Source organism: Maricaulis sp. B-26, assembly GCF_056857855.1.
The window spans coordinates 68,843-93,876 of the sequence record NZ_JBSXNX010000020.1 but is presented as its reverse complement, the minus strand read 5'-3'; the positions used below and the strand labels follow the sequence as shown (position 1 = coordinate 93,876).

At 65.5% G+C, this 25,034-nt stretch carries 23 protein-coding genes and 1 tRNA gene; 9 read left to right on the top strand and 15 right to left on the bottom strand.

The genetic code is table 11. The features are described from left to right. The first annotated feature begins 44 nt into the window (after positions 1 to 44). From tsaE to trxA, 6 genes are all read left to right on the top strand, one after another. Positions 45 to 509: a tRNA (adenosine(37)-N6)-threonylcarbamoyltransferase complex ATPase subunit type 1 TsaE gene (tsaE, locus tag AC13HB_RS07030; protein WP_482949026.1), complete on the top strand. Its 465-nt coding sequence runs from the start codon at positions 45 to 47 to the stop codon at positions 507 to 509. After that, positions 496 to 1,596, top strand: coding sequence for an aminoglycoside phosphotransferase family protein (locus AC13HB_RS07025; RefSeq protein WP_482949025.1), 1,101 nt, complete (start codon positions 496 to 498; stop codon positions 1,594 to 1,596). The genes tsaE and AC13HB_RS07025 overlap by 14 nt, the downstream gene beginning before the upstream one ends. Then, a complete protein-coding gene (locus tag AC13HB_RS07020; RefSeq protein ID WP_482949024.1) occupies positions 1,593 to 2,306 on the top strand; it encodes a nucleotidyltransferase family protein in 714 nt (237 codons plus the stop codon). The genes AC13HB_RS07025 and AC13HB_RS07020 overlap by 4 nt, the downstream gene beginning before the upstream one ends. Further along, the gene (addB, locus tag AC13HB_RS07015; protein ID WP_482949023.1) at positions 2,303 to 5,356 is read left to right on the top strand and encodes a double-strand break repair protein AddB; all 3,054 of its coding nucleotides are present in this window, start codon (positions 2,303 to 2,305) and stop codon (positions 5,354 to 5,356) included. Before AC13HB_RS07020 ends, addB begins: the two co-directional genes overlap by 4 nt. Beyond that, positions 5,353 to 8,901, top strand: a complete 3,549-nt coding sequence (gene addA, locus AC13HB_RS07010) for a double-strand break repair helicase AddA (protein WP_482949022.1) — start codon at positions 5,353 to 5,355, stop codon at positions 8,899 to 8,901. Before addB ends, addA begins: the two co-directional genes overlap by 4 nt. A gap of 80 nt (positions 8,902 to 8,981) precedes the next feature. Next, positions 8,982 to 9,302 (top strand): thioredoxin TrxA, encoded by a 321-nt coding sequence (gene trxA / locus AC13HB_RS07005; protein ID WP_482949021.1) that lies wholly within the window; start codon positions 8,982 to 8,984, stop codon positions 9,300 to 9,302. A gap of 74 nt (positions 9,303 to 9,376) precedes the next feature. Here the strand turns inward: trxA and AC13HB_RS07000 are convergent, their stop codons facing one another. The 6 genes from AC13HB_RS07000 to AC13HB_RS06975 are packed head-to-tail and all read right to left on the bottom strand — an operon-like array spanning position 9,377 to position 15,285. Next, positions 9,377 to 10,723: a bifunctional folylpolyglutamate synthase/dihydrofolate synthase gene (locus tag AC13HB_RS07000; RefSeq protein WP_482949020.1), complete on the bottom strand. Its 1,347-nt coding sequence runs from the start codon at positions 10,721 to 10,723 to the stop codon at positions 9,377 to 9,379. Beyond that, a complete protein-coding gene (accD, locus tag AC13HB_RS06995; RefSeq protein ID WP_482949179.1) occupies positions 10,695 to 11,606 on the bottom strand; it encodes an acetyl-CoA carboxylase, carboxyltransferase subunit beta in 912 nt (303 codons plus the stop codon). The genes AC13HB_RS07000 and accD overlap by 29 nt, the downstream gene beginning before the upstream one ends. A 45-nt stretch (positions 11,607 to 11,651) precedes the next feature. Continuing rightward, entirely contained in the window at positions 11,652 to 12,440 is a 789-nt protein-coding gene (trpA, locus tag AC13HB_RS06990; RefSeq protein ID WP_482949019.1) for a tryptophan synthase subunit alpha, read from the bottom strand. After that, the gene (gene trpB / locus AC13HB_RS06985; RefSeq protein WP_482949018.1) at positions 12,441 to 13,673 is read right to left on the bottom strand and encodes a tryptophan synthase subunit beta; all 1,233 of its coding nucleotides are present in this window, start codon (positions 13,671 to 13,673) and stop codon (positions 12,441 to 12,443) included. It lies immediately after the preceding gene. Positions 13,674 to 13,699: 26 nt separating this feature from the next. Continuing rightward, positions 13,700 to 14,335 (bottom strand): phosphoribosylanthranilate isomerase, encoded by a 636-nt coding sequence (locus AC13HB_RS06980; protein ID WP_482949017.1) that lies wholly within the window; start codon positions 14,333 to 14,335, stop codon positions 13,700 to 13,702. Further along, positions 14,332 to 15,285 carry a LysR substrate-binding domain-containing protein gene (locus tag AC13HB_RS06975; protein ID WP_482949016.1) on the bottom strand — a complete coding sequence of 318 codons (954 nt, stop codon included), beginning with the start codon at positions 15,283 to 15,285 and terminating at the stop codon, positions 14,332 to 14,334. The genes AC13HB_RS06980 and AC13HB_RS06975 overlap by 4 nt, the downstream gene beginning before the upstream one ends. Positions 15,286 to 15,376: 91 nt before the next feature. Between AC13HB_RS06975 and AC13HB_RS06970 the strand changes: the two genes are divergently transcribed. Next, entirely contained in the window at positions 15,377 to 15,529 is a 153-nt protein-coding gene (locus AC13HB_RS06970; protein ID WP_482949015.1) for a hypothetical protein, read from the top strand. On the opposite strand, the gene AC13HB_RS06965 is transcribed toward AC13HB_RS06970, so the two are convergent. From AC13HB_RS06965 to aroA, 5 genes are all read right to left on the bottom strand, one after another. Beyond that, positions 15,526 to 16,167, bottom strand: coding sequence for a putative metalloprotease CJM1_0395 family protein (locus AC13HB_RS06965; RefSeq protein ID WP_482949014.1), 642 nt, complete (start codon positions 16,165 to 16,167; stop codon positions 15,526 to 15,528). The genes AC13HB_RS06970 and AC13HB_RS06965 overlap by 4 nt on opposite strands. 91 nt (positions 16,168 to 16,258) lie before the next feature. After that, positions 16,259 to 16,564, bottom strand: a complete 306-nt coding sequence (locus tag AC13HB_RS06960; RefSeq protein ID WP_482949013.1) for an integration host factor subunit beta — start codon at positions 16,562 to 16,564, stop codon at positions 16,259 to 16,261. A gap of 143 nt (positions 16,565 to 16,707) precedes the next feature. Next, a complete protein-coding gene (gene rpsA, locus AC13HB_RS06955; RefSeq protein WP_482949012.1) occupies positions 16,708 to 18,411 on the bottom strand; it encodes a 30S ribosomal protein S1 in 1,704 nt (567 codons plus the stop codon). A 202-nt stretch (positions 18,412 to 18,613) separates the two neighbouring features. Further along, the gene (gene cmk, locus AC13HB_RS06950) at positions 18,614 to 19,240 is read right to left on the bottom strand and encodes a (d)CMP kinase (RefSeq protein WP_482949011.1); all 627 of its coding nucleotides are present in this window, start codon (positions 19,238 to 19,240) and stop codon (positions 18,614 to 18,616) included. Further along, on the bottom strand, positions 19,237 to 20,583 hold the full coding sequence (aroA, locus tag AC13HB_RS06945; RefSeq protein WP_482949010.1) for a 3-phosphoshikimate 1-carboxyvinyltransferase: 1,347 nt from the start codon (positions 20,581 to 20,583) through the stop codon (positions 19,237 to 19,239). The genes cmk and aroA overlap by 4 nt, the downstream gene beginning before the upstream one ends. Positions 20,584 to 20,694: 111 nt before the next feature. Here aroA and AC13HB_RS06940 point away from each other — a divergent pair, with 111 nt between their 5' ends. Continuing rightward, positions 20,695 to 21,138, top strand: coding sequence for a TIGR02300 family protein (locus AC13HB_RS06940; RefSeq protein ID WP_482949009.1), 444 nt, complete (start codon positions 20,695 to 20,697; stop codon positions 21,136 to 21,138). Between the two features lie 121 nt (positions 21,139 to 21,259). After that, a tRNA-Ala gene (locus tag AC13HB_RS06935) sits at positions 21,260 to 21,335 on the top strand. A 138-nt stretch (positions 21,336 to 21,473) separates the two neighbouring features. On the opposite strand, the gene AC13HB_RS06930 is transcribed toward AC13HB_RS06935, so the two are convergent. The 4 genes from AC13HB_RS06930 to rpoN all read right to left on the bottom strand — a co-directional run bounded on the left by AC13HB_RS06930 (position 21,474) and on the right by rpoN (position 25,009). Then, positions 21,474 to 22,115, bottom strand: a complete 642-nt coding sequence (locus AC13HB_RS06930; RefSeq protein ID WP_482949008.1) for a hypothetical protein — start codon at positions 22,113 to 22,115, stop codon at positions 21,474 to 21,476. A 100-nt stretch (positions 22,116 to 22,215) separates the two neighbouring features. After that, on the bottom strand, positions 22,216 to 22,680 hold the full coding sequence (gene ptsN / locus AC13HB_RS06925; protein WP_482949007.1) for a PTS IIA-like nitrogen regulatory protein PtsN: 465 nt from the start codon (positions 22,678 to 22,680) through the stop codon (positions 22,216 to 22,218). 16 nt (positions 22,681 to 22,696) lie between these two features. Beyond that, the gene (gene hpf / locus AC13HB_RS06920; protein WP_482949006.1) at positions 22,697 to 23,317 is read right to left on the bottom strand and encodes a ribosome hibernation-promoting factor, HPF/YfiA family; all 621 of its coding nucleotides are present in this window, start codon (positions 23,315 to 23,317) and stop codon (positions 22,697 to 22,699) included. Between the two features lie 180 nt (positions 23,318 to 23,497). Next, positions 23,498 to 25,009: an RNA polymerase factor sigma-54 gene (gene rpoN, locus AC13HB_RS06915; protein WP_482949005.1), complete on the bottom strand. Its 1,512-nt coding sequence runs from the start codon at positions 25,007 to 25,009 to the stop codon at positions 23,498 to 23,500. Between the last annotated feature and the right edge of the window lie 25 nt (positions 25,010 to 25,034).

Genomic DNA, 25,034 nt, shown 5'->3' with positions numbered 1-25,034 from the left:
CCTCACCGCTTGCCGTGTCTGGCGGCCTTCGCTAAGCGCAGGATATGGGGTCCGTGATAACCATTACTCTGACCGACCCGTCCAGCACGCAGGCGCTCGGCAAGCGCCTGGCACGGGTGCTGGGCGCCGGCGACGTCGTGCTTCTGAGCGGTGATCTCGGAGCGGGAAAGACGACGCTTGCTCGCAGCATCATCGCGCAATTGTGTGGAGTCGAGGACGCGCCGAGCCCGACATATACCCTCGTCCAGACCTATCCTGCCGGTGATGCCGAGCTCTGGCACGCCGATCTCTACCGCATCGAGGATTCGGCCGAACTGGACGAACTCGGGCTGGAAGACGCATTCGAGGAGGCGATCTGTCTCGTCGAGTGGCCGGACCGCCTGGGGGACTGGCGGCCGGAGAACCGGCTGGAGATATCCATAAGAATGAAGTCCGACGCCTTGGACACGGCTCGCGAAGCGCGGCTTACTGGCATCGGTACGTGGGAGAGAAAACTTGAGCAGATCTGATCGTGAGGCCGAACGCGCGGCCTTTCTTGCCGGAGCCGGCTGGAGCGATGCCGAACTCGAGCCGCTGGCAGGGGATGCCTCCACGCGTCGCTATTTCCGCCTGTGCCGCGACAGCGGGACCGCCATGCTCATGGACGCGCCGGCAGCCTCCGAAGCGCCGGCCTGTCCGGTGAATGCCACGCCGGAGGAACGCAAGGTCCTCGGATACAATGCCGAGGCACGTCTCGCCGGCGCCAATCTTCCCGCCTTTGCCGGCCTGGCGCAGGCGCTGTGCGAGCGTGGTTTCTCTGCGCCTCGCATCCTCGCCGCCGACTTCGAAACCGGCTTCCTGCTGCTCGAAGATCTCGGCGATGATCTGATCGCGCGCCTTGTGCCGGGCAAGCGGCATGAGGGTACGCTCTATCGTCAGGCAGTCGACGTGCTGGCCGCACTCTATCGCAGCACGTTTCCGGCATCGGTCGGTCTCGATGGGCACGACTGGCCGATCCAGGCTTACGACTCAACCGCGCTTATGGCCGAGGCCGACCTCTTCCTCGAATGGTTCCTGGAAAAGCATGCCGGCGTCGAACTCGACGATGCAGCGCGCGCAGACTGGGCTGAGCTGTGGCAACAGGCCTTCAAGCGACTGGAAGGGTGTCCGCCCGGTCTGGTCCTGCGGGACTTTCATGCGGAGAACCTGATCTATCTTCCTGAGCGCGAAGGCGAAGGTGCGATCGGTCTGCTGGACTTCCAGGACGCCTTGTTCGGGCACCCTGCCTACGATCTGGTTTCCCTGCTCGAGGATGCGCGCCGCAATGTCGACCGCAAGTTGGCCGTGCCGCTCAAGGCCCGTTTCGTGGAGCAGGCCGGCATTGCCGATCCGGCAGGCTTCGATGCGGCCTATGCCGTGCTCGGTGCCCAGCGCAATGCGAAGATTCTCGGTATTTTCGTCCGGCTCGCCCTGCGTGACGGCAAGGAGCGCTATCTCGAACTGCTACCGCGCGTGGCCCGGCACTTCGTCGGCGATTTGCAGCATCCGGCCCTGATGCAGCTGCACATGTGGGTGAAGGACCATGCCGCCAGCGTTTTCCTGGAAGCTCACAAGTGACGGATATCCGGACAGGCATGGCACTGGCCGCGGGTCTGGGAACCCGCATGCGCCCGATCACCAACGACCGGCCCAAGGCCCTCGTCGAGGTCGGCGGCAGGACGCTGCTCGACTGGGCGCTCGACCGCTATGCGGTAGCGGGCGTGGAGCAGGCCGTCGTCAATATCCACCATTTCGCCGACCTTATGGAGGCGCATCTCGCCAGCCGGACGGAGGAGCCGCAGGTCTCCATTTCGGACGAGCGCGATCTCGTCCTGGAAACGGGTGGGGGTGTGGTGAAGGCGCTCCCCATGCTCGGTGAAGACCCTGTCTTCATCTCCAATATCGATGCCATCTGGGTCGACCCTGCGGGGCAGGAGCTTCAGCGTCTGAAAGAGGCCTGGAACCCGGAACGCATGGATGCGCTTCTCCTCCTGGCCCCGATGCAGCAGACGCTCGGTTTCGACGGACCGGGCGATGCCTTCCTCGATGAAGCGGGACGCGTGAGCTTCCGCGGCGGTGCGCCCTCGGCCCCCTATGCCTATGCCGGAGTCCAGATTTTGAATCCGTCCGTACTGGCCGGGCGCAAGGTGGAGCGATTTTCCATGATGGAAGTCTGGCGCGAGCTGCTCGTTGCCGGGCGTCTGCATGGCTGCGTGATGGAAAGCTTCTGGATGCATGTCGGTGATCCGGACGCGCTTGCAAAGGCGGAAGCCCGGCTCAAGGCGTGAGCGGCGGTCTGTTCGATACGCCGGCCCCGCGCCTCTACACCATGCCGCCCCAGGCGGATTTCCTGCGCGCGATCGTTACCCGTCTGCGCGAGGAGTTCCACGCTGCCGAGGATCCCGACGCGCTGACGCGCCTGCTCATCCTCACGCCGACGCGGCGTGCGGCGAAGGCGCTGGGCGACATGTTTGCCGAGGAGGCCGGCAGCGGTGTCGCCCTCCTGCCGCTGATCCGGCCGATCGGCGATGTCGATGTCGACGACCCGCCTTTCGAGCCAGGCGAACTGGCGGGCCTGGCGCCCCCCGCCGTCAGTGCTTCGCGGCGCCGGTTCGAGCTCGCGCGTCTCATTCTTGCCAAGGAAGCCGCCCTTGAGCGTCCGATAGGCGTCGGAGGCGCGCTCGCTCTCGCCGAGCCGCTGGCCGCACTGCTGGACGACCTGGCGACGGAGGAAGTCGAGGACCTTTCGAAGCTCGGCGACGAAATCGCGGCCTATCTGCCCGAGGACCGGCGCGAGGCTGTAGCCTTCCTCGATATCGTTCAGCAGGTCTGGCCCGCCCGCCTCGCCGAGCTTGGTCTCTCCGACGCCGCGGCCCGCCGTTCTAAAGTGCTGCGGGCGCTCGAGGCGCGCTGGACCGAGACGCCGCCCGATCATCCGGTTCTCGTCGTCGGGGCCACGGGGTCGATCCCGGCGGCCCGCGACCTCATGAAAATCGTCGCCGGCTTGCCCGAGGGCGCCATCGTCCTGCCGGGCTTCGACTGGGATGCGGACGAAAAGGCCTGGGACAGTATCGATGCTGCGCATCCGCAATGGGCCATGAAAGCCTTCGTCGCGGAGATGGGGCTTGAACCCGGCGAGGTGAATCAATGGCCCGGCGCCTCGGAGGAGGGGCCGGCGCGGATGCGCCGCCGCGTGATCGCCGAGGCCCTGCGCCCGGCCAGCTCGACCGATGAATGGCTCTCCCGGCTCGAGACCCTGTCTGGCGAGTATGGCGAGGACTTCTTCTCTGCCGGCCTTGAGGGTCTCTCCCTGATCGAGGCGCCCGACGAGATCTCCGAGGCACGCAGCTGTGCGCTCCTCCTGCGCGAAGTGCTCGAGGACGAAGACAGTACGGCGATCCTGGTGACGCCCGACCGGGCACTGGCGCGCCGGGTCTCGGCGGAAATGTCCCGGTTCGGCGTGCGGCTGGACGATTCCGGCGGAGCTTCCCTTGCTGAAACGCCGGCCGGCGCCTTCCTCACCCGTCTGCTCGACGTGGCCGAAGCGCCGGGAAGCGTGGTGGCGCTGAGTGCGTTGTGGAGTTCGCCGCTCTTCCGGGCCGGGGCAGAGCGCGGCATGGTCCATACCGTGCTCGCCAAGTTCGAGGCGGAGGCCCTTCGCGGTCCGCGCCCGGGCGATGAGCTGGCCGCGATCCGCGCGCGCCTAGACGGCGAGCGGGTCGATCTGTTCGAAGACGACCGGGCTCTGATCGAACAGGTTCTCGACCGGCTCGAGAACGCGCTGACGCCCTTTGCCGATCCGGCGCCGCGCAGCGCGGCGGACTGGGCGGAAGCCCATGCGCGCGCGGCCGAAGCCCTGGCCGCCGATGCCCGTACCGGAGGCGCCGATGCGCTCTGGTCGGGAGAAGGCGGCGAAGCGGCCGCCGGCCTGATGCGTTCGCTTCTGGAGGAAAGCGAAAGCCTCCCGCCCATGTCGCTGACCGACTATGCCGGCGCCGTGCGTGAACTGGTCGGGGCGCGCCGCGTCCCGCCGCGCCTGGGCGTTCATCCGCGCCTGCAGGTGCTCGGCCCGCTTGAAGCCCGCATGATCAGTGCCGACCGCGTCATCCTCGCCGGTCTGAACGAGGGCGTCTGGCCGGCGGGACTTGGCACCGATCCCTGGCTCTCCGCCGGCATGCGCAAGGTCGTGGGTCTCGGCGCGCCGGAGCAGCGCTACGGACTGGCAGCACATGATTTCGCGCAATTGGCGGCCGCGCGCGAAGTCTTCCTCACGCGGTCGGAAAAGTCCGAAGGGACGCCCGCCGTGGCCTCGCGCTGGATCTGGCGTATGAAGACACTGGCCGCCGGTGCGCTGGGCGAGGCGGCGGAGGCCGCGCTGGCGCCCGCGATCGATTATCCAGCCATCGCAGAGGCTCTCGATAGCTGCGGTCATGCTCCGGTCCCTGCGCCGCGTCCGGCGCCGCGACCGCCGGTCGAGGTCCGCCCTCGCCGGTTGTCCATCACGGAAATCACGACCTGGATCCGCGATCCCTACGCCATTTACGCCAAGCACGTTCTCGGTCTCAGACCGCTGGACGAAGCCGATATGCCGCCGCACGCCCGCGAGCGGGGGACGGCCCTGCACGGTGCCCTCGAGGATGTGGTTCCGTTCTGGGCCGATGCGGTCCCGGAGGATGCCGTCGAACAACTTGTCTCCGCCGCCGAGCGGAAGCTCGCAGCGGGTGGCTTCACGTCCGAGGATATGGTGGTCGAGCGAGCCCGGTTTGCTCGGGCGGCGCGCTGGTTCGTCGATTGGGAGAAGTCCCGGCGGGCGCGTGGTATTCGCCTGGACAAGGTCGAGATCAGGGGCGAACTGGAGCTGGACGGGCCAGCCGGGCGTTTCGTGCTGAGCGGCCGGGCCGACCGGTTCGACCGGCGCGAGGATGGCGGGCTCGACGTGATCGACTACAAGACCGGCTCGACCCCGTCCGCCAATGAAGTGAAAGCCGGTTTCGATCCGCAATTGCCGCTGACGGCCGCCATGGCGGCTCGCGAGGGTGTGTTCCCCGACCTGGCGCCGGGGCAGCCCTCCGGCCTGTTCTACGTCTCGCTGCCCGGCAATGCCGAGGGCGGCCGGGAGGTCCGGGTCGACAAGGCGAAGGATGCGGACCCGGTCGAGCTGGCGGAAAAGTCGATGGACGAACTCGTCCGCTGGATCGCCCGTTTCGACGATCCCGATACGCCCTATGAAAGCCAGCCGCGCGCCAAATACACCAATCGCTTCGGCGATTACGATCATCTCGCCCGGCGCAGCGAATGGGCCAGTGCGCCGACCGGCGAGGGGGAGGGCGAAACATGAGTCGTCCCGGCTTCGACCCCGATATCCTCGAAGCGGCGACCCGCGCGCAGACACTGGCCGCGCATCACGGGGCCAGCGTTTTCGTCGAGGCTAATGCCGGCTCCGGCAAGACGCGAGTCCTGGTCGATCGCGTCATCAATCTTCTGCTCGATGGCGTGCCGCCCGAACGCATTCTCTGCGTGACCTATACCAAGGCTGCCGCTGCCGAGATGAAGCAGCGCCTTTTCGACCGTCTGGGCGGCTGGTCGGTAGCGCCGGCCGAGGCCCTCAAGCGCGATCTGGCGCGCCTCGACAAGAAAAATCTCACCCGGGACGAGCTGGCGCAGGCCCGCAAGCTGTTTGCCCAGGCGCTGGAAACGCCCGGCGGTCTGCGCATCCAGACCATTCATGCCTTCTGCGAGAATCTGCTGCGGCGTTTTCCGATCGAGGCCGGCGCTCCGCCCGGCTTCAGGACCCTCGACGACGGCGACGCGCTCCGGCGGGTCGAGGCGGCTCGCCGGCGCGTGCTTCGCGATATCGATCCGGAGATGGTCCGGACCGCTCTCGCGACGGGCGGCCCGGACGCCTTCGCCAATATATTCGACTGGGCCCGGTTCAACCGTCATGACGTCTCCGATGCGCGCGTGCGGGCTGGGGGCGTGGACGGGCTGATCGACGAACTTTATGCCCTGCTCGAAGTGGAGCCGGGCATTACGCTTGCCCGGCTCAAGACCGCGGCCTGGGAGGTTGCACCGCATGCGCACCTCGCCGAGGCGGCGCATGCCATGGAGCATCACGGTTCCAAGACCGATGGCGATCGGGCAGCGGCAATCCGGCTGGCGCTCGGGGCGAGCGATCCGGAGATTGCCTTCGATGCCTATCTCGCTGTGCTCTTCACGAAGAACGGGCAAGGCACGCCGGCCAAGACATTGGTCACAACCAGGGCCGACAAGGCTGCGCCCTCCATCAAGCCGATGCTGGAGGCGGAAGCGCTGCGAATGGAGCGGGTCCGCGATCAGGCTCGCGGTGCCGCCATCGCCGAGGCCAGCACGGCGGCGATCCGGTTCGCGGCGGCTTTCATCGAGGCCTATGAGGACGAGCTGGCGCGCCACCGGGCGCTCGATTTCGATGATCTGGTCCGTTTGTCCGGCGACCTTCTCAAACCGGAAAACAGTTTTTCGGGATGGGTCGGCTACAAGCTGGACGGCACGCTGGCCCACGCGCTGATCGACGAGGCCCAGGATACGGCCCCGCGGCAGTGGGACATGATCGGCGGGCTGACGGAGGAGTTCTTCTCCGGCAAGGGGGCCCGCGAGGAAAACCGGACGCTTTTCATCGTCGGTGACGAGAAACAGTCGATCTACTCCTTCCAGGGCGCAGAACCGGCCCGCTTCATGGCGGAAGGCGACGCGCTCGGCGAGAAAGCCGGCGCCGCAGGGCTCGAATTTGAACGGCCGGGCCTGGACGTCTCCTTCCGCTCGGCGCCGGAAATCCTGGCGGCCGTCGATCAGGCCTTCGCGGAAGAAGACGCGGCGCCTGAAACCAAGTTCGTCGCCGGGCAGACGCGCCGCTCCTTTGCCCGATACCAGTCCCATGTGGCCGCCCGGCGCGACACGCCGGGCTGTGTCGAACTCTGGCCCGCCGTGCCCAAGCCGGAATCCATCGAGGAAACCTCCATTTTCGACCCGGTGGACAAGCGCGCGAGCGGGACGGCGCGCGATATCCTGGCCGAGACGATCGCATCGGAAATCGCCGCCATGCTCGAGCGCGGCGATGCAGTCTGGGAAGAGAAGGGCGGCGAGTTCAGCCGGCGCCCGGTCACGCCGCGCGATATCGCCATTCTGGTCTGGCGCAGGACGGGCGGCTTTTTCGAGGAGGTGATCCGCCAGCTCAAGCTGAAGGGCGTGCCCGTGGCCGGTGCCGACCGGATGGTGCTGCGCGACCAGACCGCCGTGAAGGACATGCTCGCCCTGGCGCGTTTTGCCGTCACTCCGGGCGACGACCTCGCGCTCGCGGAAGTCCTCAAATCGCCTTTCTTCGATCCGGTGGACGGTAAACCGCCCCTGATCGACGACGAGGCCCTCTACGATCTGGCACGCGCCCGCCGCTCCCGCCGGCGCGGCACGCTGTGGAATGCGTTGTTCACGACAGAGGATGCGCGCTTTGCAGAGGCCCGGGCCGTACTGACAGAACTGCGCGACAAGGCCGACAGCGAGCGGCTCTACGATGTCTTCGCCGGTTTCCTCAATGCGCGGACCGCAACCGGAGAGACGCGCTGGGCCCGGGTCTTCGCCCGGCTCGGCGAGGAGGCACGCGATCCGCTGCAGGAATTTCTCTCCCGCGCCCTCTCTCACGAGCGCGAGGCCGGCGGTGCGATGGCCAGCTTCATCGCCGTGATCGCGGCAGCGGACAGTCAGATCAAGCGCGAGATGAGCCATGACCGGGACGAGGTCCAGGTCATGACGGTGCATGCTTCAAAGGGGCTGGAAAGGCCCGTCATCATTCTGCCGGACACGACACGCTCCCCGGTATCGGGCCGCAGCGACAGTCTTCTCAAACATGCCGGTTGCGGTCTCGTCTGGTCGCCGCGCAAAGCCGACGACCCCGATGCGGTCTGTGCGATGCGCGAGATGAGCGCGAACCGGGCTCATGCCGAGCACGGACGCCTGCTCTATGTGGCCCTGACCCGGGCCCGGGACCGGCTGATCGTCTGTGGCTGGCATCACGGGAACGGCACCCCCGGACGGATCGCCGAGGACAGCTGGTATACGCGCCTGGCCGGGGCCTGGACCGGCGATGGCTGGAGCGAGTTCGAGACGCCTTTGGCCGAACGGGTAGAGGATTGTGCGCCTGGCCTGCGTTTCGGTCCGGCCCCGCTAGCCCTTGGAAGCGGTCCGGCCCGCCGTCTCGCCGGGGTGGACATTCCCCGCTGGGCGGGCGAGGCGGCGGTGGCGGAACAGGCCGCGATCCGCAGCGTGGCGCCGTCGAGCTTCCTGGCCGACGACAGCGTCGAACCGGCCGTTCTCTCGCCGCTGGCCGATCCGGGCGCCCACCGTTTCCGGCGCGGCGATGTGATCCACAAACTTCTCCAGACCCTGCCCGATCTGCCGGCCGAGCGCCGCCGCTCGGCTGCCGAGCGCTTCGTGGCCGCTCAGCCGGATTTCGACGACGCGGCGCGCCGGGGCATGGTCGAGGAGACGCTGGGCATTCTCGATCATGCCGAATTCGCGCCCCTCTTTGGGCCGGGCAGCCGGGCGGAAGTCTCGCTCGTAGGCCATGCGCCGGGTCTGCCGGAGGGCGTTTTCGTGCGCGGCCAGGTCGACCGGCTCGTGGTGACCGGTCACGAAGTTCTGATCATCGACTACAAGACCAATCGGCCGCCGCCGACGGAGATTGCTGCGGTGGCGAAAGTCTATATCGGCCAGATGGCGACCTATCGTGCGCTATTGCGGGCGGTTCATCCCGGGAAATCCGTACGTTGCGCCCTGCTCTGGACCGATGCGGCGCGCCTCATGGAGCTGCCCGACGCCGTGCTGGACTCGGTTTTCGGCGAGTCAACCGCTTGACGATCGCGGTCTGTCTCCTTACCTCACGCGCCATCAAGATATCTGCGAAAGCGGATTCGCCCCGAACAAAGGAGTGTCCCATGGCGACCAAAGCGGTCAGCGATGAATCCTTCGAAACCGACGTTCTCAACGCCTCCGGTCCGGTCCTCGTGGACTTCTGGGCCGAATGGTGCGGCCCGTGCAAGCAGATCGCGCCGGCCCTCGACGAGATCGCCGCAGAAATGTCGGGCGAGCTGACGGTTGCCAAGGTGAATATCGACGAGCACCCGATGACGCCGGGCAAGTACGGCGTGCGCGGCATCCCGACCATGATGATCTTCAAGGACGGCCAGGTCGTCTCCACCAAGATTGGCGCCATGGCCAAGGGCAAGATCACCGAATGGGTGAAAGAGAGCCTCTAGGTTCCTCGCTCATCGCGAAATGAAGAACGGGCGCCCTCGGGCGCCCGTTTTTTGTTGTCTGGATTTCGGAAGCCCTAACCCGGCGTTATGTGAGGCGGTTCGCCGCCCAGGGCCAGGGCTTCGCCGGCGAGGTAGAGGGAGCCGGCGATCAGGATGCGCGGCGCGGGGTGTTCCTTGGCCGCGTGTTTCACGGCGGGGATGAGGCCGGTGGCGGTCTCGGCCTGCAGGCCGGCGGCCTTGCTGGCGGCAACCACGTCGGCGGCGGGCTGGGAGCCGCCCCGGCCGGAGCGGAACTCGACCGCGATCAGGCGGCGGGCCAGCCCGGCGAACTGGGTGCACCAGGCCTTGGCGTCCTTGTTCGGCGAGAAGCCGGCGACGATGATGAGCGGGCGGTCGTCGCGCTCGTCCATGTCGGCCATGGCGAAGGAGAGCGCCTTGGCGGCGCTGACATTGTGTCCGCCGTCCAGCCAGAGCTCGGCGCCCGCCTTGTTGGCGATCTCGCCCAGCGGGCCGCGCGTGATGTTCTGCAGGCGGCCGGGCCAGCTCGCCTTTCCGATGCCGGTGGAAACCGAGCTTTCTTCCCAGTTCAGCACCGATGCGCAGGCCGCGGCCATGCCGGCATTCTGGATCTGGTGCGGTCCGATCAGGGACGGGGCAGGCAGGTCCCAGACGCGGTTCTCGTCTTCATAGACGAGGCGCCCGTGCTGCATATAGGCGTTGTAGTCGCGGCCCCAGACGAAGGCCGGCGCACCGGCGCGCTGGGCCTCGGCGAGCAGGGCCTCTTCGGCGGCGTCGTCCTGATTGCCGATCACGACGGGGACGCCGAACTTGCAGATGCCTGCCTTTTCGCGCGCGATGTCGGTGATGTTGTCGCCGAGAAATTCCTGGTGATCGAGGCTCACCGGCGTGATCACGCTCAGCGCAGGTTTGGCGATGACGTTCGTCGCGTCATAGCGCCCGCCCAGACCGACTTCGAGGATGAGACGATCCGCCGGGTGCTCGGAAAAGAGCAGGAAGGCGGCGGCGGTGGTGATTTCGAAGAAAGTGATGGGCTCGCCGAAATTGGCCGCCTCGCATCGCGCGAAGGCCTCGATCAGCATCTTGTCCGGAACCGGTCTGGAATCGAGCCGGATGCGCTCGTTGAAATTGACCAGATGGGGCGAGGTGTAGATATGCACCGTCTCGCCACGGGCGCGGGACATTTCGGACAGATAGGCGCAGGTCGAGCCCTTGCCGTTGGTTCCGGCGATATGGATCGTCGGCGGCAGGCTTTCCTGCGGGGAGCCGAGAGCGGTCAGCAGGCGCTGGAGCCGGCCCAGGGACAGGTCGATTTTTTTAGGGTGCAGACGAGCGAGGCGCGTCAGCGCGTCATCCAGAGCCTGACGGCGCGTGCTAATGGCTACCCCCGTCCGTCGCCACATGATCCGGTGGCGGCGGCGTGATGGCAGCGACAGTGTTGCCCGGGCGTTTCATCATGACCCTCAGCATGCGTGCCAGAGTACCCGGAATGTCCCGGCGATGCACCACTTTATCGACCATGCCTTTCTCAAGCAGATATTCGGCCCGCTGGAAGCCTTCCGGGAGCTTCTCGCGAATGGTCTGTTCGATGACGCGGCGGCCGGCAAAGCCGATGAGTGCGCCCGGCTCGGCGATATGGACATCGCCCAGCATGGCGTAGGAGGCGGTGACGCCGCCCGTGGTCGGGTCCGTCAGCACAACGATATAGGGCAGGGCCGCATCGCGAAGCATTTCCACGGCGATCGTGGTGCGCGGCATCTGCATCAGCGAGAGCGCGCCTTCCTGCATGCGGGCACCGCCAGCGGCCGTGAAGACGATCAGCGGCGCGCGCCGGGAAATGGCTTCCTCGGCCGCCTTGATGAAGCTCTCGCCGGCAGCCATGCCGAGCGAGCCGCCCATAAAGGCGAAATTCTGCACCAGGACGACACTCTCCACGCCGCCGATCTGGCCGACCGCAATGGCCATGGAATCGTCGCGCCCGGTCTTCTTGCGGGCTGCGGCGATGCGCGAGGTATAGGGCTTGTCGTCGCGGAATTTCAGCGGGTCCTTGGCCACTTCCGGCGTGTCGAGTTCGGTGTACTCGCCGTCGAAGGTGAACTGGAAACGCCAGGCCGGGCCGATGCGCATGTGGTGACCCGCCGGGGTCACGAACTGACCGGCTTCCAGGTCCTTGTGGAAGACCATCTCGCCGGAGACCGGGCATTTGACCCAGAGATTGTCCGGCGTGTCGCGCTTGGAAAAGATCTTCGACATGCCCGGCGGGGCAATCTTCGAAAGCCAGCTCATCCCGGAATTGCGGTCCGTATCCCGATCACTCATACGTTTTCGTCCCTAGCGGCGCGCCGTGTGCACGGCTGTAGCGAGGCGCTTTACCAAGTCTGTGGCCTGCGTAACACCACCCTCGTGCATGGCGTCCACAATGGCCGAGCCGACCACGACCGCATCGGCGCGTCCGGCAATGGCCCTGGCCTGGTCCGGCGATCTTACACCGAAACCGACCGCGACCGGCAGGCCGCTCGCCCGCTTCACGCGGTCCACGGCCTCCCCGACCTCGGTGACGGCCCCGGTCGCCGCGCCCGTCACCCCTGTCGTGGACACGTAATAAACGAAGCCCGACGTGTTGGCGACTACCGTCGCCAGACGCTTGTCGTCCGTCGTCGGCGTGGCCAGGCGGATCAGGGCGATGCCGTGCTTGTCCAGCGCGGCGCGAAGCTCGGTGTCTTCCTCGGGCGGAATGTCGACGCAGATCAGCCCGTCCACGCCTGCCTTGCCGGCGGCCTTGGCGAACTTGTCCCAGCCCATGTGATGGATCGGATTGGCATAGCCCATCAGCACGATCGGGGTGTCCTTGTCGCCCTTGCGGAAGATGGCTGCCTGGTCGAGCGTGCCTTTCAAGGTCATGCCTGCTTCGAGCGCCCGCAGCGCGGCGGCCTGGATGGACGCCCCGTCGGCCATCGGATCGGTAAAGGGCATGCCCAGCTCGATCACGTCGGCTCCGGCATCCGGCAGCGCATTCAACAGACCCTGACTGTCCCCGTCGCCGGCCATCAGATAGGCGACGAAACCGGGACGGTCATAGGCGGCCAGCTCGGCGAAACGGGTGGTGAGGCGGTTGGTCATCTAGAGCTCCACCCCCAGCATGCGGGCGACTTGCGGGACGTCCTTGTCGCCGCGGCCGCACATATTCATCAGGATGACACCCTCCGGGCCCAGCTCCTTCGCGAGGTCGCGGACGCGGGCGAGCGCGTGGGCGGGTTCCAGCGCCGGGATGATGCCTTCCAGCTTGGTGCAGAGCTGGAACATTTCCATCGCTTCCTCATCGGTCGCCGAGACGTACTCGGCGCGTCTGGCATCGTGCAGGAAGGCGTGCTCCGGGCCGATGCCGGGATAGTCGAGCCCGGCCGAGATGGAGTGGGCGTCGATGATCTGGCCGTCATCATCCTGCAGGAGATAGGTCTTGTTGCCGTGCAGGATGCCCGGCTCGCCGCCCTTGAGCGAGGCGGCATGCTTGCCCGTCTCGATACCCTTGCCGGCCGCCTCGACGCCGATCAGGCGCACGTTTTCGTCATCGATGAAGGGGTGGAAGAGGCCCATCGCATTCGAGCCGCCGCCGATGCAGGCCACGGCCGCATCGGGCAGGCGCCCGAGCCGTTCCATCATCTGCGCACGCGCCTCGCGGCCGATGATGGACTGGAAGTCGCGGACCATGGCCGGATAGGGGTGCGGGCCGGCGACCGTGCCGATGACGTAGAAAGTGTCCTTCACATTCGTCACCCAGTCGCGCAGCGCCTCGTTCATGGCGTCCTTCAGCGTACCCGTGCCCGAGGTGACCGGGACGACTTCCGCGCCCAGCAGTTTCATGCGGAAGACGTTCGGCGCCTGGCGCTCCACGTCCGTGGCGCCCATGAAGACGGTGCAGGGAATGCCGAAACGCGCCGCCACCGTGGCCGTCGCCACGCCGTGCTGGCCGGCGCCGGTCTCGGCGATGATCCGCGTCTTGCCCATGCGGCGTGCCAAGAGGACCTGGCCGAGGCAGTTATTGATCTTGTGCGAGCCCGTATGATTGAGCTCGTCGCGCTTGAACCAGACCTTCGCGCCGCCGAATTCCTCGGTCAGGCGTTCGGCGAAATAGATCGGGCTGGGCTTGCCGATATAATCCTTCAGGAAGAGATCCATCTCGGACTTGAAGTCCGGATCCGTCTTGGCGGCCTCGTAGGCCTCTTCAAGCTCGAGAATGTTCGGCATCAATGTTTCGGCGACGAAACGACCGCCGTAATCGCCGAAGCGGCCTTTGGAATCCGGCCAGGCCGAAAGCGCATTCGGTCGTGTGTCGGCTGACGCTTTATCGCTCATGGCACGCTCCTTCTGCGCTTGGAAGATCAGACCGCCGTCAGGGCGGCGGCGAAATCGGCGATGCGCTGCGCATCCTTGACGCCGGGCGCGCTCTCTATGCCCGAAGACACGTCGACAGCGCGGGCTCCCGACGCCTGCACAGCGGCGCAGACATTGGTGGCATCGAGCCCGCCCGACAAGAGCCAGGGTATGGAAATATGCAGGGATTTCAGCAGTGCGTAATCATAGCCATGGCCCCAGCCTCCGGGGCGGTCGGCGCCCTTGGGCGGTTTGGCGTCGAAGAGCAGCATGTCCGCGACGCGGTCATAGGCTTTCGCGGCATCCAGATCGGCGGCTTCGGCCACCGGCAAGGCCTTGATAATGCCCTGTTTTGCGTATGCCCGGGCCTGCACGACCCGCTGCGGGCTCTCCGAGCCGTGCAGTTGGATCCAGTCCGGACGCATGGCGTCCCGGATCTGCGCGAGCAGATCATCGTCCGGATTGACGGTCACGGCGACGGTCTCGCTCGTCTTCGCCAGATGGCCCAGCTCACCGGCCAAGGAAGGCGAAACATGGCGCGGGCTCTTTTCGAAGATCACATAGCCCGTCCAGCGCGCGCCAGCCGTCTCGGCCGCCGCGACGTCACGCCCCGTCTTCAATCCGCAGAATTTGATCTCGGTCATGTTGATCCGGTTACCGCCTTCCCGGCCTGAGGGAAAGCCGGTTCTGGCTGGTTGAGGCAGAATGCCATGGGCTGGAACAGCATCCACACGATGAAGGTGCGGATTTTCGGTTCCTGGGCACGTGCGGGATCGTAGACGAGAAAATGGCCCTTCCTGTGGTCGAGCTCCTGGCTGAAGGGTTGGACCAGGGCGCCGGCAGCAAGCTGTTCGGCAAAATAGATGGGGGTGACCATGACGGCCGCATCTCCGGCGGCAATCGCGGCCGAGATTTCCATGGTTTGCGTTTCCAGCTCCAACGCCGGACGTTCGGGCAGGCGCTCAGGGTCTGCGCCTGCGAGTTCGAACCATCTGCGCCACCAGTCGATCGGTCCGAACAGACGCAGTTTGAGCAGGTCATCGGGCGTCTCGAACGGGCCATGGGTTTCTATGGCGCGGCGGGGCAGGAGCGGCGCGGTCGTGTCAGGGAAAAGGTAGCGGGCTTCCAGCCCAGGCCACTGACCATTGCCGATGCGAATGCCGATATCGGCATCGCCCGCCTTGATGTCGATGAGATCGGAGCGGCTGTCGATCCGTACGGCCAGATCCGGATTCTCGAGCTGGAAGCTGCCGATGCGCGGTACGAGCCAGTTGGAGCAAAAGGTCGGCAGCGCCGTCACGCCCAGCACGCTGGCCCGATCCTCCCGCACATCCCGGAAGGTGCGCTCGAGCAGGCGAAAGGCTTCCGAGGTGCCGCGCGCCAGTTGTGCGCCGCGTGGCGTCAGTTCGACATGGCGCGGTTTGCGCTCGAACAGGGCAAAGCCCAGCCGGTCTTCCAGCAGCTTGATCTGGTAGCTCACCGCGGCCTGGGTCATGCCCAGCGCCTCGCCCGTGCGCGTGAAATTGCCCAGCCGTGCCGCCGTCTCGAAGACCCGGATGGCCTGAACAGGTGGCAGGTTGGATATTCCAGACATAAATAAAGCTTATGACAGACCATTGATAATGCATTGGTCAATGGCGTATTTGCGGAATTATATCAAGGTCAGACTTATGACGGAGAACGACATGACCTTGACCGAACTGATGATCGAACGCACTCCGCCCCGCGTTATGGACGGCCGGCCCCTGCGCGTGCGGGTGCGAGGAAACTGGATGGGATGGCTGGTGAAGCGCTATGGCTGGCTCGGCGATCATGCCGACTGGAATCGCAAGTTCTAGCGCGCCCACAGCGCCCGGTTTGCGGCCTCTGCCTGATGCCGATAGGCGGCGGTCGCATAGGCGGCGAGGTCCGGTTCGGTGGCTGCCGATGCATCGGAATTACCGGAAGGCCCGGCTTCGCGCATTTCCGCGAGAGACTGGGTCAGCGTGCCGTTCAGCTTCTCCCCAGTGGCTTGCGGTGCGCCCTCGCCGCTCTTTTCACGTTCGCGCAATTCGGATTGCGCCCGTGCTATCGCAGCGTCCGCCAGGGCTGCGACCCTGCGGTCCTGGCCCGAGGGCGCGGCAGGAGCCATGGCGGCCGTCTTCACCTGCTCCATCTTCTCGATGGTGGCTTCCGTATCGCCGGGAATGTCCGAGGCGTCGATCGGCACTTCGCCGTTCACGGCATATTGCTGGCCGTTCGGGCCGCGCTCGTACTCGTAGCGTGCCGCGCCGGCATAGGCGCCGCCGGCCGTCTGGTGGGCGGCTTCATGCGCCCGGACCTCGCGATCGCGGCGGGCCAGACGCTCGACCTGTTTGCGCTCGCTGTCGTCCAGACTCGCGTCCAGCTTCGCAGGCGCCGCCTTTCGCATCGTCGCGGGCGATGCGTGCAGGCCGGCATGGACCTGGAGTGACGGATAGTGCGGCGCAATGGTCATGACTCCGGATTATCCGGGCGCGCCTTTTAAGCGTGTATAAAACAAAAGCCCGGCATTTGCCGGGCTTTTGAATGAAGCTGTCGCTGAGTTGTCAGCTCAATTCCGGGACCGTTTCCCGGGAAGCATCCACCCGTTCGCGCAATTCCTTGCCGGTCTTGAAGAAGGGCACGTGCTTTTCCTTCACCGCGACGCTTTCGCCGGTACGCGGATTGCGGCCCACACGGGCCGGCCGGTGGCGAACGGAAAAGGCGCCGAAGCCGCGAAGCTCGACACGGTGTCCCTGGGCGAGGGCGTCGGTGACGCCGTCGAGAATGGTGTTGACCACGCGCTCGACATCACGGTGATAGAGGTGGGGATTGGCTTCAGCCAGTTTGTCGATCAACTCGGATTTGATCATGCTAACCCTCCGCGTGGGAAAGCCTAATCCTTACGTCTGGTGGGGCGGGCGTCAATGCGCACACCCCGAAAAGCACATAAAAAAACGGCCGGAGTGGTTAACTCCGGCCGTTTCTCATGCCTCAGACGATGGCGACTTGGAATTTACTCCTTGTCGTCGCCTTCGCTCTCGCGCAGTGCGGCGCCGAGAATGTCGCCGAGCGAAGCGCCGGCGTCGGACGAACCGTACTGCTCGACGGCTTCACGCTCTTCGGAGATCTCCAGGGCCTTGATGGACAGGGAGATGCGGCGCGTTGCCTTGTCGATGTTGGTGATGCGGGCATCGACCTTGTCACCGACCGCGAAGCGTTCCGGACGCTGCTCCGCACGATCGCGGGACAGGTCGGACTTGCGGATGAAGGACTTCATCGAGCTGTCGTCGCCGAAGGTGACTTCGATGCCGCCGGAGGTGACCTCGGTCACCGTGCAGGTGACGGTGTCGCCGCGGCCAACGCCGGAGGAGTCCATCGGATCGCCGGCCAGCTGCTTGATGCCGAGGGAGACGCGCTCTTTCTCGACGTCGACGTCCAGCACCTTGGCATCGACCATATCGCCCTTCTTGAAGGTCTCGATGGCCTGCTCGCCCGACTGATCCCAGGAGATGTCGGAGAGGTGCACCATGCCGTCGATATCGCCTTCGAGGCCGACGAACAGACCGAACTCGGTGATGTTCTTGATCTCGCCCTTGATGGCCGTACCGGACGGATGGGTCTCGGCGAAGACTTCCCACGGATTGCGCTGGGTCTGCTTGACGCCCAGCGAGATGCGGCGCTTGTCGGCGTCGACATCGAGGACCATGACCTGGACTTCCTGGGAGGTCGACAGGATCTTGCCCGGATGGACGTTCTTCTTGGTCCAGGACATTTCGGAGACGTGGACGAGGCCTTCAACGCCCTCTTCCAGCTCAACGAAGGCACCGTATTCGGCGATGTTGGTGACACGGCCTTCGAAGACGGCGCCAACCGGGTATTTCGCCGCAACGCCTTCCCACGGATCGGACATGAGCTGCTTCATGCCGAGCGAGATGCGCTGGGTTTCCTTGTTGATCTTGATGATCTGGACTTTGACCGTCTGGCCGACTTCGACAACCTCGGACGGGTGGCCGACGCGGCTCCAGGACATGTCGGTGACGTGGAGCAGGCCGTCAATGCCGCCCAGGTCAACGAACGCACCGTAATCGGTGATGTTCTTGACGACGCCATCGCGGGCTTCGCCCTCGGCCAGCTGGGCCACGAGCTCGGCACGCTGTTCGGCACGGCTTTCTTCCAGAACGGCGCGGCGCGAAACCACGATATTGCCGCGCGGACGGTCCATCTTGAGGATGGCGAACGGCTGTTCCTGGTTCATCAGCGGGCCGACATCGCGGACCGGACGGATATCCACCTGGGAGCCCGGCAGGAAGGCCGAGGCGCCGCCGAGGTCGACGGTGAAGCCGCCCTTGACGCGGCCGACGATGGCGCCGTTGACCGGCTCCTTCTTCTCGAAGGACTTCTCGAGACGATCCCAGCTTTCTTCGCGGCGGGCTTTGTCGCGCGACAGAATGGCATCGCCGAGCGCGTTTTCGATGCGCTCGAGGTAAACTTCGACTTCGTCACCCACTTTGGGGGCTTCGGAACCCGGGCCCGTGAACTCGCGCAGCGGGATGCGGCCTTCGGTCTTGAGGCCGACATCGACCGTCACGAAATCGTTTTCGATGGAGGTCACGGTGCCTTTGACGACTTGGCCTTCAGCCAGATCGCGTCCGGCGAGGCTTGCCTCCAGCATGGCGGCAAAATCATCAGTCGTCGGGGTGAGGGTTTCGGTAGACATGTTAAGGGGTTGCTCCAGTGCGAGGGATCATGTCGGGCCCGGACCGATCCGGGTGTCTTGGCAAAAAGGCGATCCGTCGCGTGGCCGTTTCCGGCCGGTTGGCTGTTGAACGTGTGAGCGGCCGACCCGGTACCGCGGTAGTGTCTCCGCGGTACATGATGTGCCGAACGCCCGGTTTATTGCCGCTCTAGCTTTGGAAGTGTCACGCCTTTTGGCGATTTTCCACAATACGGATAGCTGTTGCGACGGCCGCGTCTATACTCAAGGAAGACGTATCAAGCAAGGTCGCGTCGCTTGCCGGCTTCATCGGCGCATCGCTGCGGCTGGCATCGCGCTCGTCCCGTTCCCGGGTCTGGGCCAGCATCGTCTCGAAGCTGATCCTCTCTCCCTTGGCCAGCAATTCGGCATGACGCCGCTTCGCCCGGGTCTCCGCATCCGCCGTCACGAAGAGCTTCACGTCGGCATCCGGGCAGATCACCGTGCCGATATCCCGCCCGTCCAGAATGGCACCGCCCGGCCGGGTCGCGAAGGCGCGCTGGAGTTCGTAGAGCGCGTCCCGCACGGCGGGAATGGCCGCCACCCGCGAGGCCATGGCGCCGGCCTCGGCTGTACGGATACGGTCCTCGTCGATCGCGCCGACGTCGAGATTGCGGGCGATGCGGGCGCAGGCGTCCGTATCGGCCGTGTCGACACCCGCATCCATCACCGCGACCCCGGTCGCCCGGTAGAGCGAGCCCGTATCGAGATGCGGCAGGCCGAAATGCTTCGCCAGCGCCTTGGCGATGGTTCCCTTCCCCGAGGCGAGCGGTCCGTCGACGGCTATGATCATGCCTCGCAGGCCTCGATCTTCGCGCCGAGCGCGGCCATCTGGTCGAAGAAAGCCGGATAGCTGGTCGCGATCATGGCGACATCATCGACTTCCGCGGGCGCGCGCGAGGCGAGACCCAGAACCAGCCCGCTCATGGCGAGGCGGTGATCGTGCAGCGTCTCGGTGCGGCCGCCGCCCGGCACGCCGCCAATTCCCATGCCCTGGATCGTCAGGCTGTCCGTCCCGGCATCCACCTCGACGCCGTTCGCATCCAGCAGGGCTGCCGTGCCGGCGAGACGGTCGCTCTCCTTGGCCCGCAATTCGGCCAGGCCCGGCATGTGCGTGGTACCGGTCGCGAAGGCCGCGGCGACGGACAGGATGGGGTATTCGTCGATCATGGACGGTGCGCGCTCGGCCGGGACCGTGATGCCCAGCAGCGCGCTGTGCTTCACGCGCAGGGTCAGCGTCCTTTCGCCGGCCATGACAGGACCCGGTGTCATCTCGATGTCGCCGCCCATTTCGCGCAGCGTGTCGTAGAGGCCGGTACGTGCGGGATTGTTCATGACGCCTTCGATGGTCACGTCCGACCCCGGCACGATCAGTGCCGCGACGACGGCGAAAGCGGCGGAGGACGGGTCGCCGGGCACGTCGACATCGACGGCTTTCAGGGTTTGCGGACCGTCCAGCGTGATGGTGGTTCCCTCGCCATCGCGCTGCACCTCGATGGTGGCACCGAAGGCTTTCAGCATGGTCTCGGTATGATCGCGGGTCGCGCGCGGTTCGTGGACGCAGGTCCGGCCGCTGGCGCCGAGCCCGGCGAGCAGAACGGCGGACTTCACCTGGGCCGAGGCGACCGGCGGCGTATAGTCCGTCCCGTCCAGCTTGCTGGCGATGAGGCGGGCCGGAAGCCTTCCGTCCGTGGTCTCGAAATCCGCTCCCATATCGCCGAGCGGATCGGTGACGCGCCGCATCGGACGCGAGGACAGGCTCTCATCGCCCACGAATTCCGCGTTCACACCGGTGCCGGAGGCTGCGCCCATCACCAGGCGTACGCCCGTGCCGGAATTGCCGAAATCGAGGGGTGCGGCCGGGCTTGTGAGCTGGCCGCCCGTGCCGGTCACCTGCCAGCTGCCGTCTTCATTGCGTTTCACGCCGGCACCGAGGCGCTCCATGGCGCGCGCGGTGTTGAGCACGTCGCCGCTTTCCAGCAGGCCGCGAATCCGGGTCGTGCCAGCGGCCAGTCCGCCCAGAATCAGGGCCCGGTGGGAGACGGATTTGTCTCCCGGCGCGAGAAGCGTTCCGCGGAGTGGCGAGCCGGGGCAGGCCCGCATACTGCCCTGCATACGGATTTCGGTATTGTTCATGAACGGAATAGCAAGATTTGAGGTGACATGACGGCGATCAGGTTTTGACAGAGCGCGGTGATCGTGGCAACGGGGCTCGCCGAAATTCGAAACTGGTTGTGAAGGGAAGTCATGGCCAAGCCAGAACTGGGAACCAAGCGCGCCTGCCCGAGCTGCAGCGCGAAATTCTATGACCTGGGCCGGCGCCCTGCGCGCTGCCCGAAATGCGAGACCGAATTCGATCCGGAACTCGAGGATCCGCGCCTGAAGGCGAAGCCCGAAGTCGAGGACGAAGAGCCGGCCAAGAAGCCGGACGCCGAGGACGAGGATGACGGCTTCGGCGACGAGACCGACGACACGCCGGAAGTCGATGCCGAGGCCGAGAAGGTCCCGGACAGCGATGACGACGATGACGATGATGAGGACTCGTCCGGTCTGAGCGACGATCTTCCTGATGGATTCGAGGAAGATGACGTCGATAATGACGATGATGACGACAACACCGGCGTGCTGATCGACGACGATGAGGACGAGGATTTCGGTGACTTCAACATCGAGAAGGACGAAGACCTGTAAGGCGGCTGCATTGCCGCTGCATTTGGGCGCAGAAGAGGCTTGATCCCGGAAAGAACCGGGACTAGTTTCCGCGCCTCTCGCCGGACCCACTGACCCAACAGGGACCGGCGACCCGAGTTTCGGGGCCATAGCTCAGTTGGGAGAGCGCTTGAATGGCATTCAAGAGGTCGGCGGTTCGATTCCGCCTGGCTCCACCAAGTCAAAACCCCGCCGGTTTCCGGCGGGGTTTTTCGTGTCAGGGCCAAGTCTGGCCGCCATGCAGGTCGGTCAGAATACTGGCGAACACGAATGCCTCCCTCGTTCGCGGCCAGTTTCACGCGTCGCGGGCGTGAAGGTCAAACCTGATCGTTGCGGTTGTCCTCTTTTTCTTCTCCGGTGGTCTTGTCCGTGGCCGTCTCCTCGCGCAGCGCCTTGCGCTGGGCTTCGAGGCTTTCCGGGTAATCCTCGGTCTCTCCGTATTCGAGAAATTCCCCATAGCGCCGGTGCGTGCCCGGCAGGCGTTTCGCATGCTTGATCGGGCACCAGTACTGCTCCGTGCGCGAGGCGATCTCGTGGACATAGGCCAGAACGCCGTTGGCATAGCCGCAATAGAGGCAGTTCAGCTTCTGGATCGCGTTGAGATAGGGCAGGCGATGCCGGTCGAAGACGACATAGTCGCGCCGGCGCACCTGGTGCAGGCGGTAGACGGGAAAACAGACCGCCTGATAGAGGCTGGCGATCGCATCGAGCAGGCCGAGCGGAATGGCGACGATGTAGATGAAGGGCGCCGTGAGGATGGCCAGGGCGCCGCTGTCGACGAGATAGCGCCGTAGTCCGATGCGCAGCTTCGCCTTGCGGGCGCGCGCCGATCGGGAAAAGACGGCGCGTCCGCGGCGGATACGATAGCCGAGATCGCGACGGTGCGCGGCGAGCTTTGTTTCCAGCTCGTCCTCAAGCGTCCGGATTCGCGAGAGCAGGTCCTTGATGTCCGCCTTCATGGGAGGCCTCCACGGTCAGGAGGCCAGACTAGCGCGGATCAGGGCTGCGCGCGCCGGGACGCGATGACGCGCCGGCCGCGAGCCGAGGGCGGCAATTCGATCAGGCTGCGTCGGTCGCCGGCTCTCCGGCGAGCACCGCGTGTACCGCATCCGCATCCGGGGCGGCACGCAGGCGCTGGCGGACATCCTCGCGGCGCAGGAGGCGCGACACGCGTGCCAGCGCCTTGAGGTGTTCCGCACCGGCATCCTCCGGCGCGATGAGCATGAAGAGCAGGTCCGCCGGGCGGCCGTCGATGGACTCGAAGTCCACCGGCGTCCGCAGGCGTGCGAAGATGCCGATCACCTTGTCAACACCGGCCAGGCGGGCGTGGGGAATGGCCACGCCCTGGCCGACGCCGGTCGATCCCAGACGTTCTCTTTGCAGGACGGCGTCGAAAATCTCGCGTGCGGACAGGCCGGTTACCTGCGCTGCTATGTCGGACATCGACTGCAGAGCCTGCTTCCGGCTGGACGCACCAAGTTCGACGCTCACCCCGCCATCGGGGATCAGATCAGATAACGCCATGCTTCGCTACTCGCTGTCAGGCTGTTTTCGACTGCTCGACCCGGGACGGATCCACCCAGCCGATATTCCCGTCCGGGCGGCGATAGACGATGTTGAGATCGCCATTGGCCGCATTGCGGAACATCAGGAAGGGAGAATCGAGCGTATCCAGCTCGAGCGAGGCCATGCCGACGGTCAGGGTGCGGACTTCGCCGGGGCGTTCCGCAATCACGATCGGCTCGGGCGAGCCGTTGGCCGGCGGCAGGTCCTCGTCCTCGTCGGTCTCTTCGGCATAGCTGTCGCGCATGCCCTTGAGGACGACGAAAGGGAAGGCCTCGGCCGGCAGTTCGGCCTTGTTCCCGTTGTGGTGGTTCTTCAGTTTCCGCTTGTAGCGGCGCAGGCGCTTCTCCAGGCGCTCCACGGCAAATTCCGCTGCGATATAGGCGTCGTCGGCTTCGCCGTGCGCCTGCAGCATTACGCCCGAAGGAAGATGAAGCGAGCAGTCGACGCTGAAATTGATGCGTTCGCGACTGACCGACACATAGGCTTCGCCCGGACGGCTGAAATATTTGGACACGCCGTCTTCAACCCGCGCGAGAATCTTTTCCCGCAGCGCGTCGCTGACGTCGATACCTTTGCTGACCACCTGAATTTGCATGCGCTCCTTCCCGCTGGCCATACACCAGCACGTGAGGCGTTAACGAGCATTCCGCCGCGCCTCGGAAAGCGGGCGGAACCTAGTCGCGGGTCACGTGAAGAGTCAATGAGCGATCTTCCCAAAGCTGTGAGCCGCGACTTCGGCGGAACCTTGTCCGCCGGGGCGCCTTACACAGCTTCCCTAGCCAGCGCGTTTCAGCAATCTGCGGCGCTGGACCGAGGAAGGGATGTTGAGCGCCTCCCGGTATTTGGCCACAGTCCGGCGGGCGATTTCAATCCCTTCATCACGCAAATGTTCGACCAGCTTGTCGTCGGAGAGCACTCCGTCGGCCGTTTCCTGACCGATCATGGTCCTGATCCGGTGGCGGACAGCCTCGGCGGAGTGGGCCTCGCCGCCGCCTGCGGACGGGATTGCGGAGGTGAAGAAGTATTTCAGTTCGAACATGCCGCGCGGCGTCGAAACATACTTGTTGGAGGTCACCCGGCTGACCGTGGACTCGTGCATGCTGATCGCATCGGCGACGGTCTTCAGGTTGAGCGGCCGCAGATAGGCCACGCCGTGGGCGAGAAACATGTCCTGCTGGCGCACGATCTCGCTGGCCACCTTGAGAATGGTCCGGGCGCGCTGGTCGAGGCTCTTCACCAGCCAGCTGGCATTCTGGGAGCACTCGGTGATGAAGCTCTTGTCGGCCTCGGATTTGGCGACGGCGCTGATCTCGTTGAAATAGCGGTTATTGACCAGAACCCGCGGCAGGGTGTCGGAGTTCAGCTCGACCTGCCAGCTTCCGTCCGGGGACTGGCGGATGAAGACGTCGGGCTCGACCGCGCGCGTGGAATCGGACTCATAGGCCAGGCCTGGTTTCGGGGTAAGGGCGCGGAGCTCGGCGATCATGTCGTCGAGATCCTCGTCATCGACCCCGCAGAGTGATTTCAGCGCCGGATAGTCGTGGCGGGCCAGCCGGTCGAGATTGTCGACCAGGGCCGCCATGGCCGGGTCGAGGCGGTCCTTTTCCTTCAATTGCAGCGCCAGGCATTCCTGAAGATCGCGCGCCATCACGCCGGACGGTTCGAACGTCTGGGTCATGGCCAGCACCGTCTCGACGCGCTCGGGCCCGACGCCGAGACGCTCGGCGACATCGCCGATATCCGCGCGCATATAGCCGTCATCATCGGCGAGATCGATCAGGTGTGCGCCGATCAGCTTGTCGACCGGGTCCTTGGCCGCGGTGGAAAGCTGGTCGTGCAGGTGTTCGGCGAGGGAGAGATCGCGCGTCGAATTGGCGATCGCGTCATAATCTTCGCTGACCGGCCCGCTGCGGCTGCCGGTTCCGTACTGGTTCGAGCCCTGTCCGATGGCATCGCCGGTCTGGGTCCCTTCGACGCCGGCCAGGTCCGACTTGGAATCCTCGGAGTGCATGACGTCCGAATCGGCGTCGATCGACTCGCTGGCTTCGGTGGACGGGGCGTCCAGGGAGAGTTCGCGCGGCTCGCCTTCGCCCTCTTCGCGAAGTGATTCGGCCGATTCGGCGCGGTCGTCGCGTTCGAGCAGGGGATTGCGCTCCAGCTCGCCTTCGACGAACTCGGCGAGCTCGATATTCGAGAGCTGCAACAGCTTGATGGCTTGTTGGAGCTGGGGCGTCATCACCAGGGACTGGCCCTGGCGCATGTCCAGCTTTTGCATCAATCCAGCCATTTGAACCTCTGTTTGGTACGTTTCC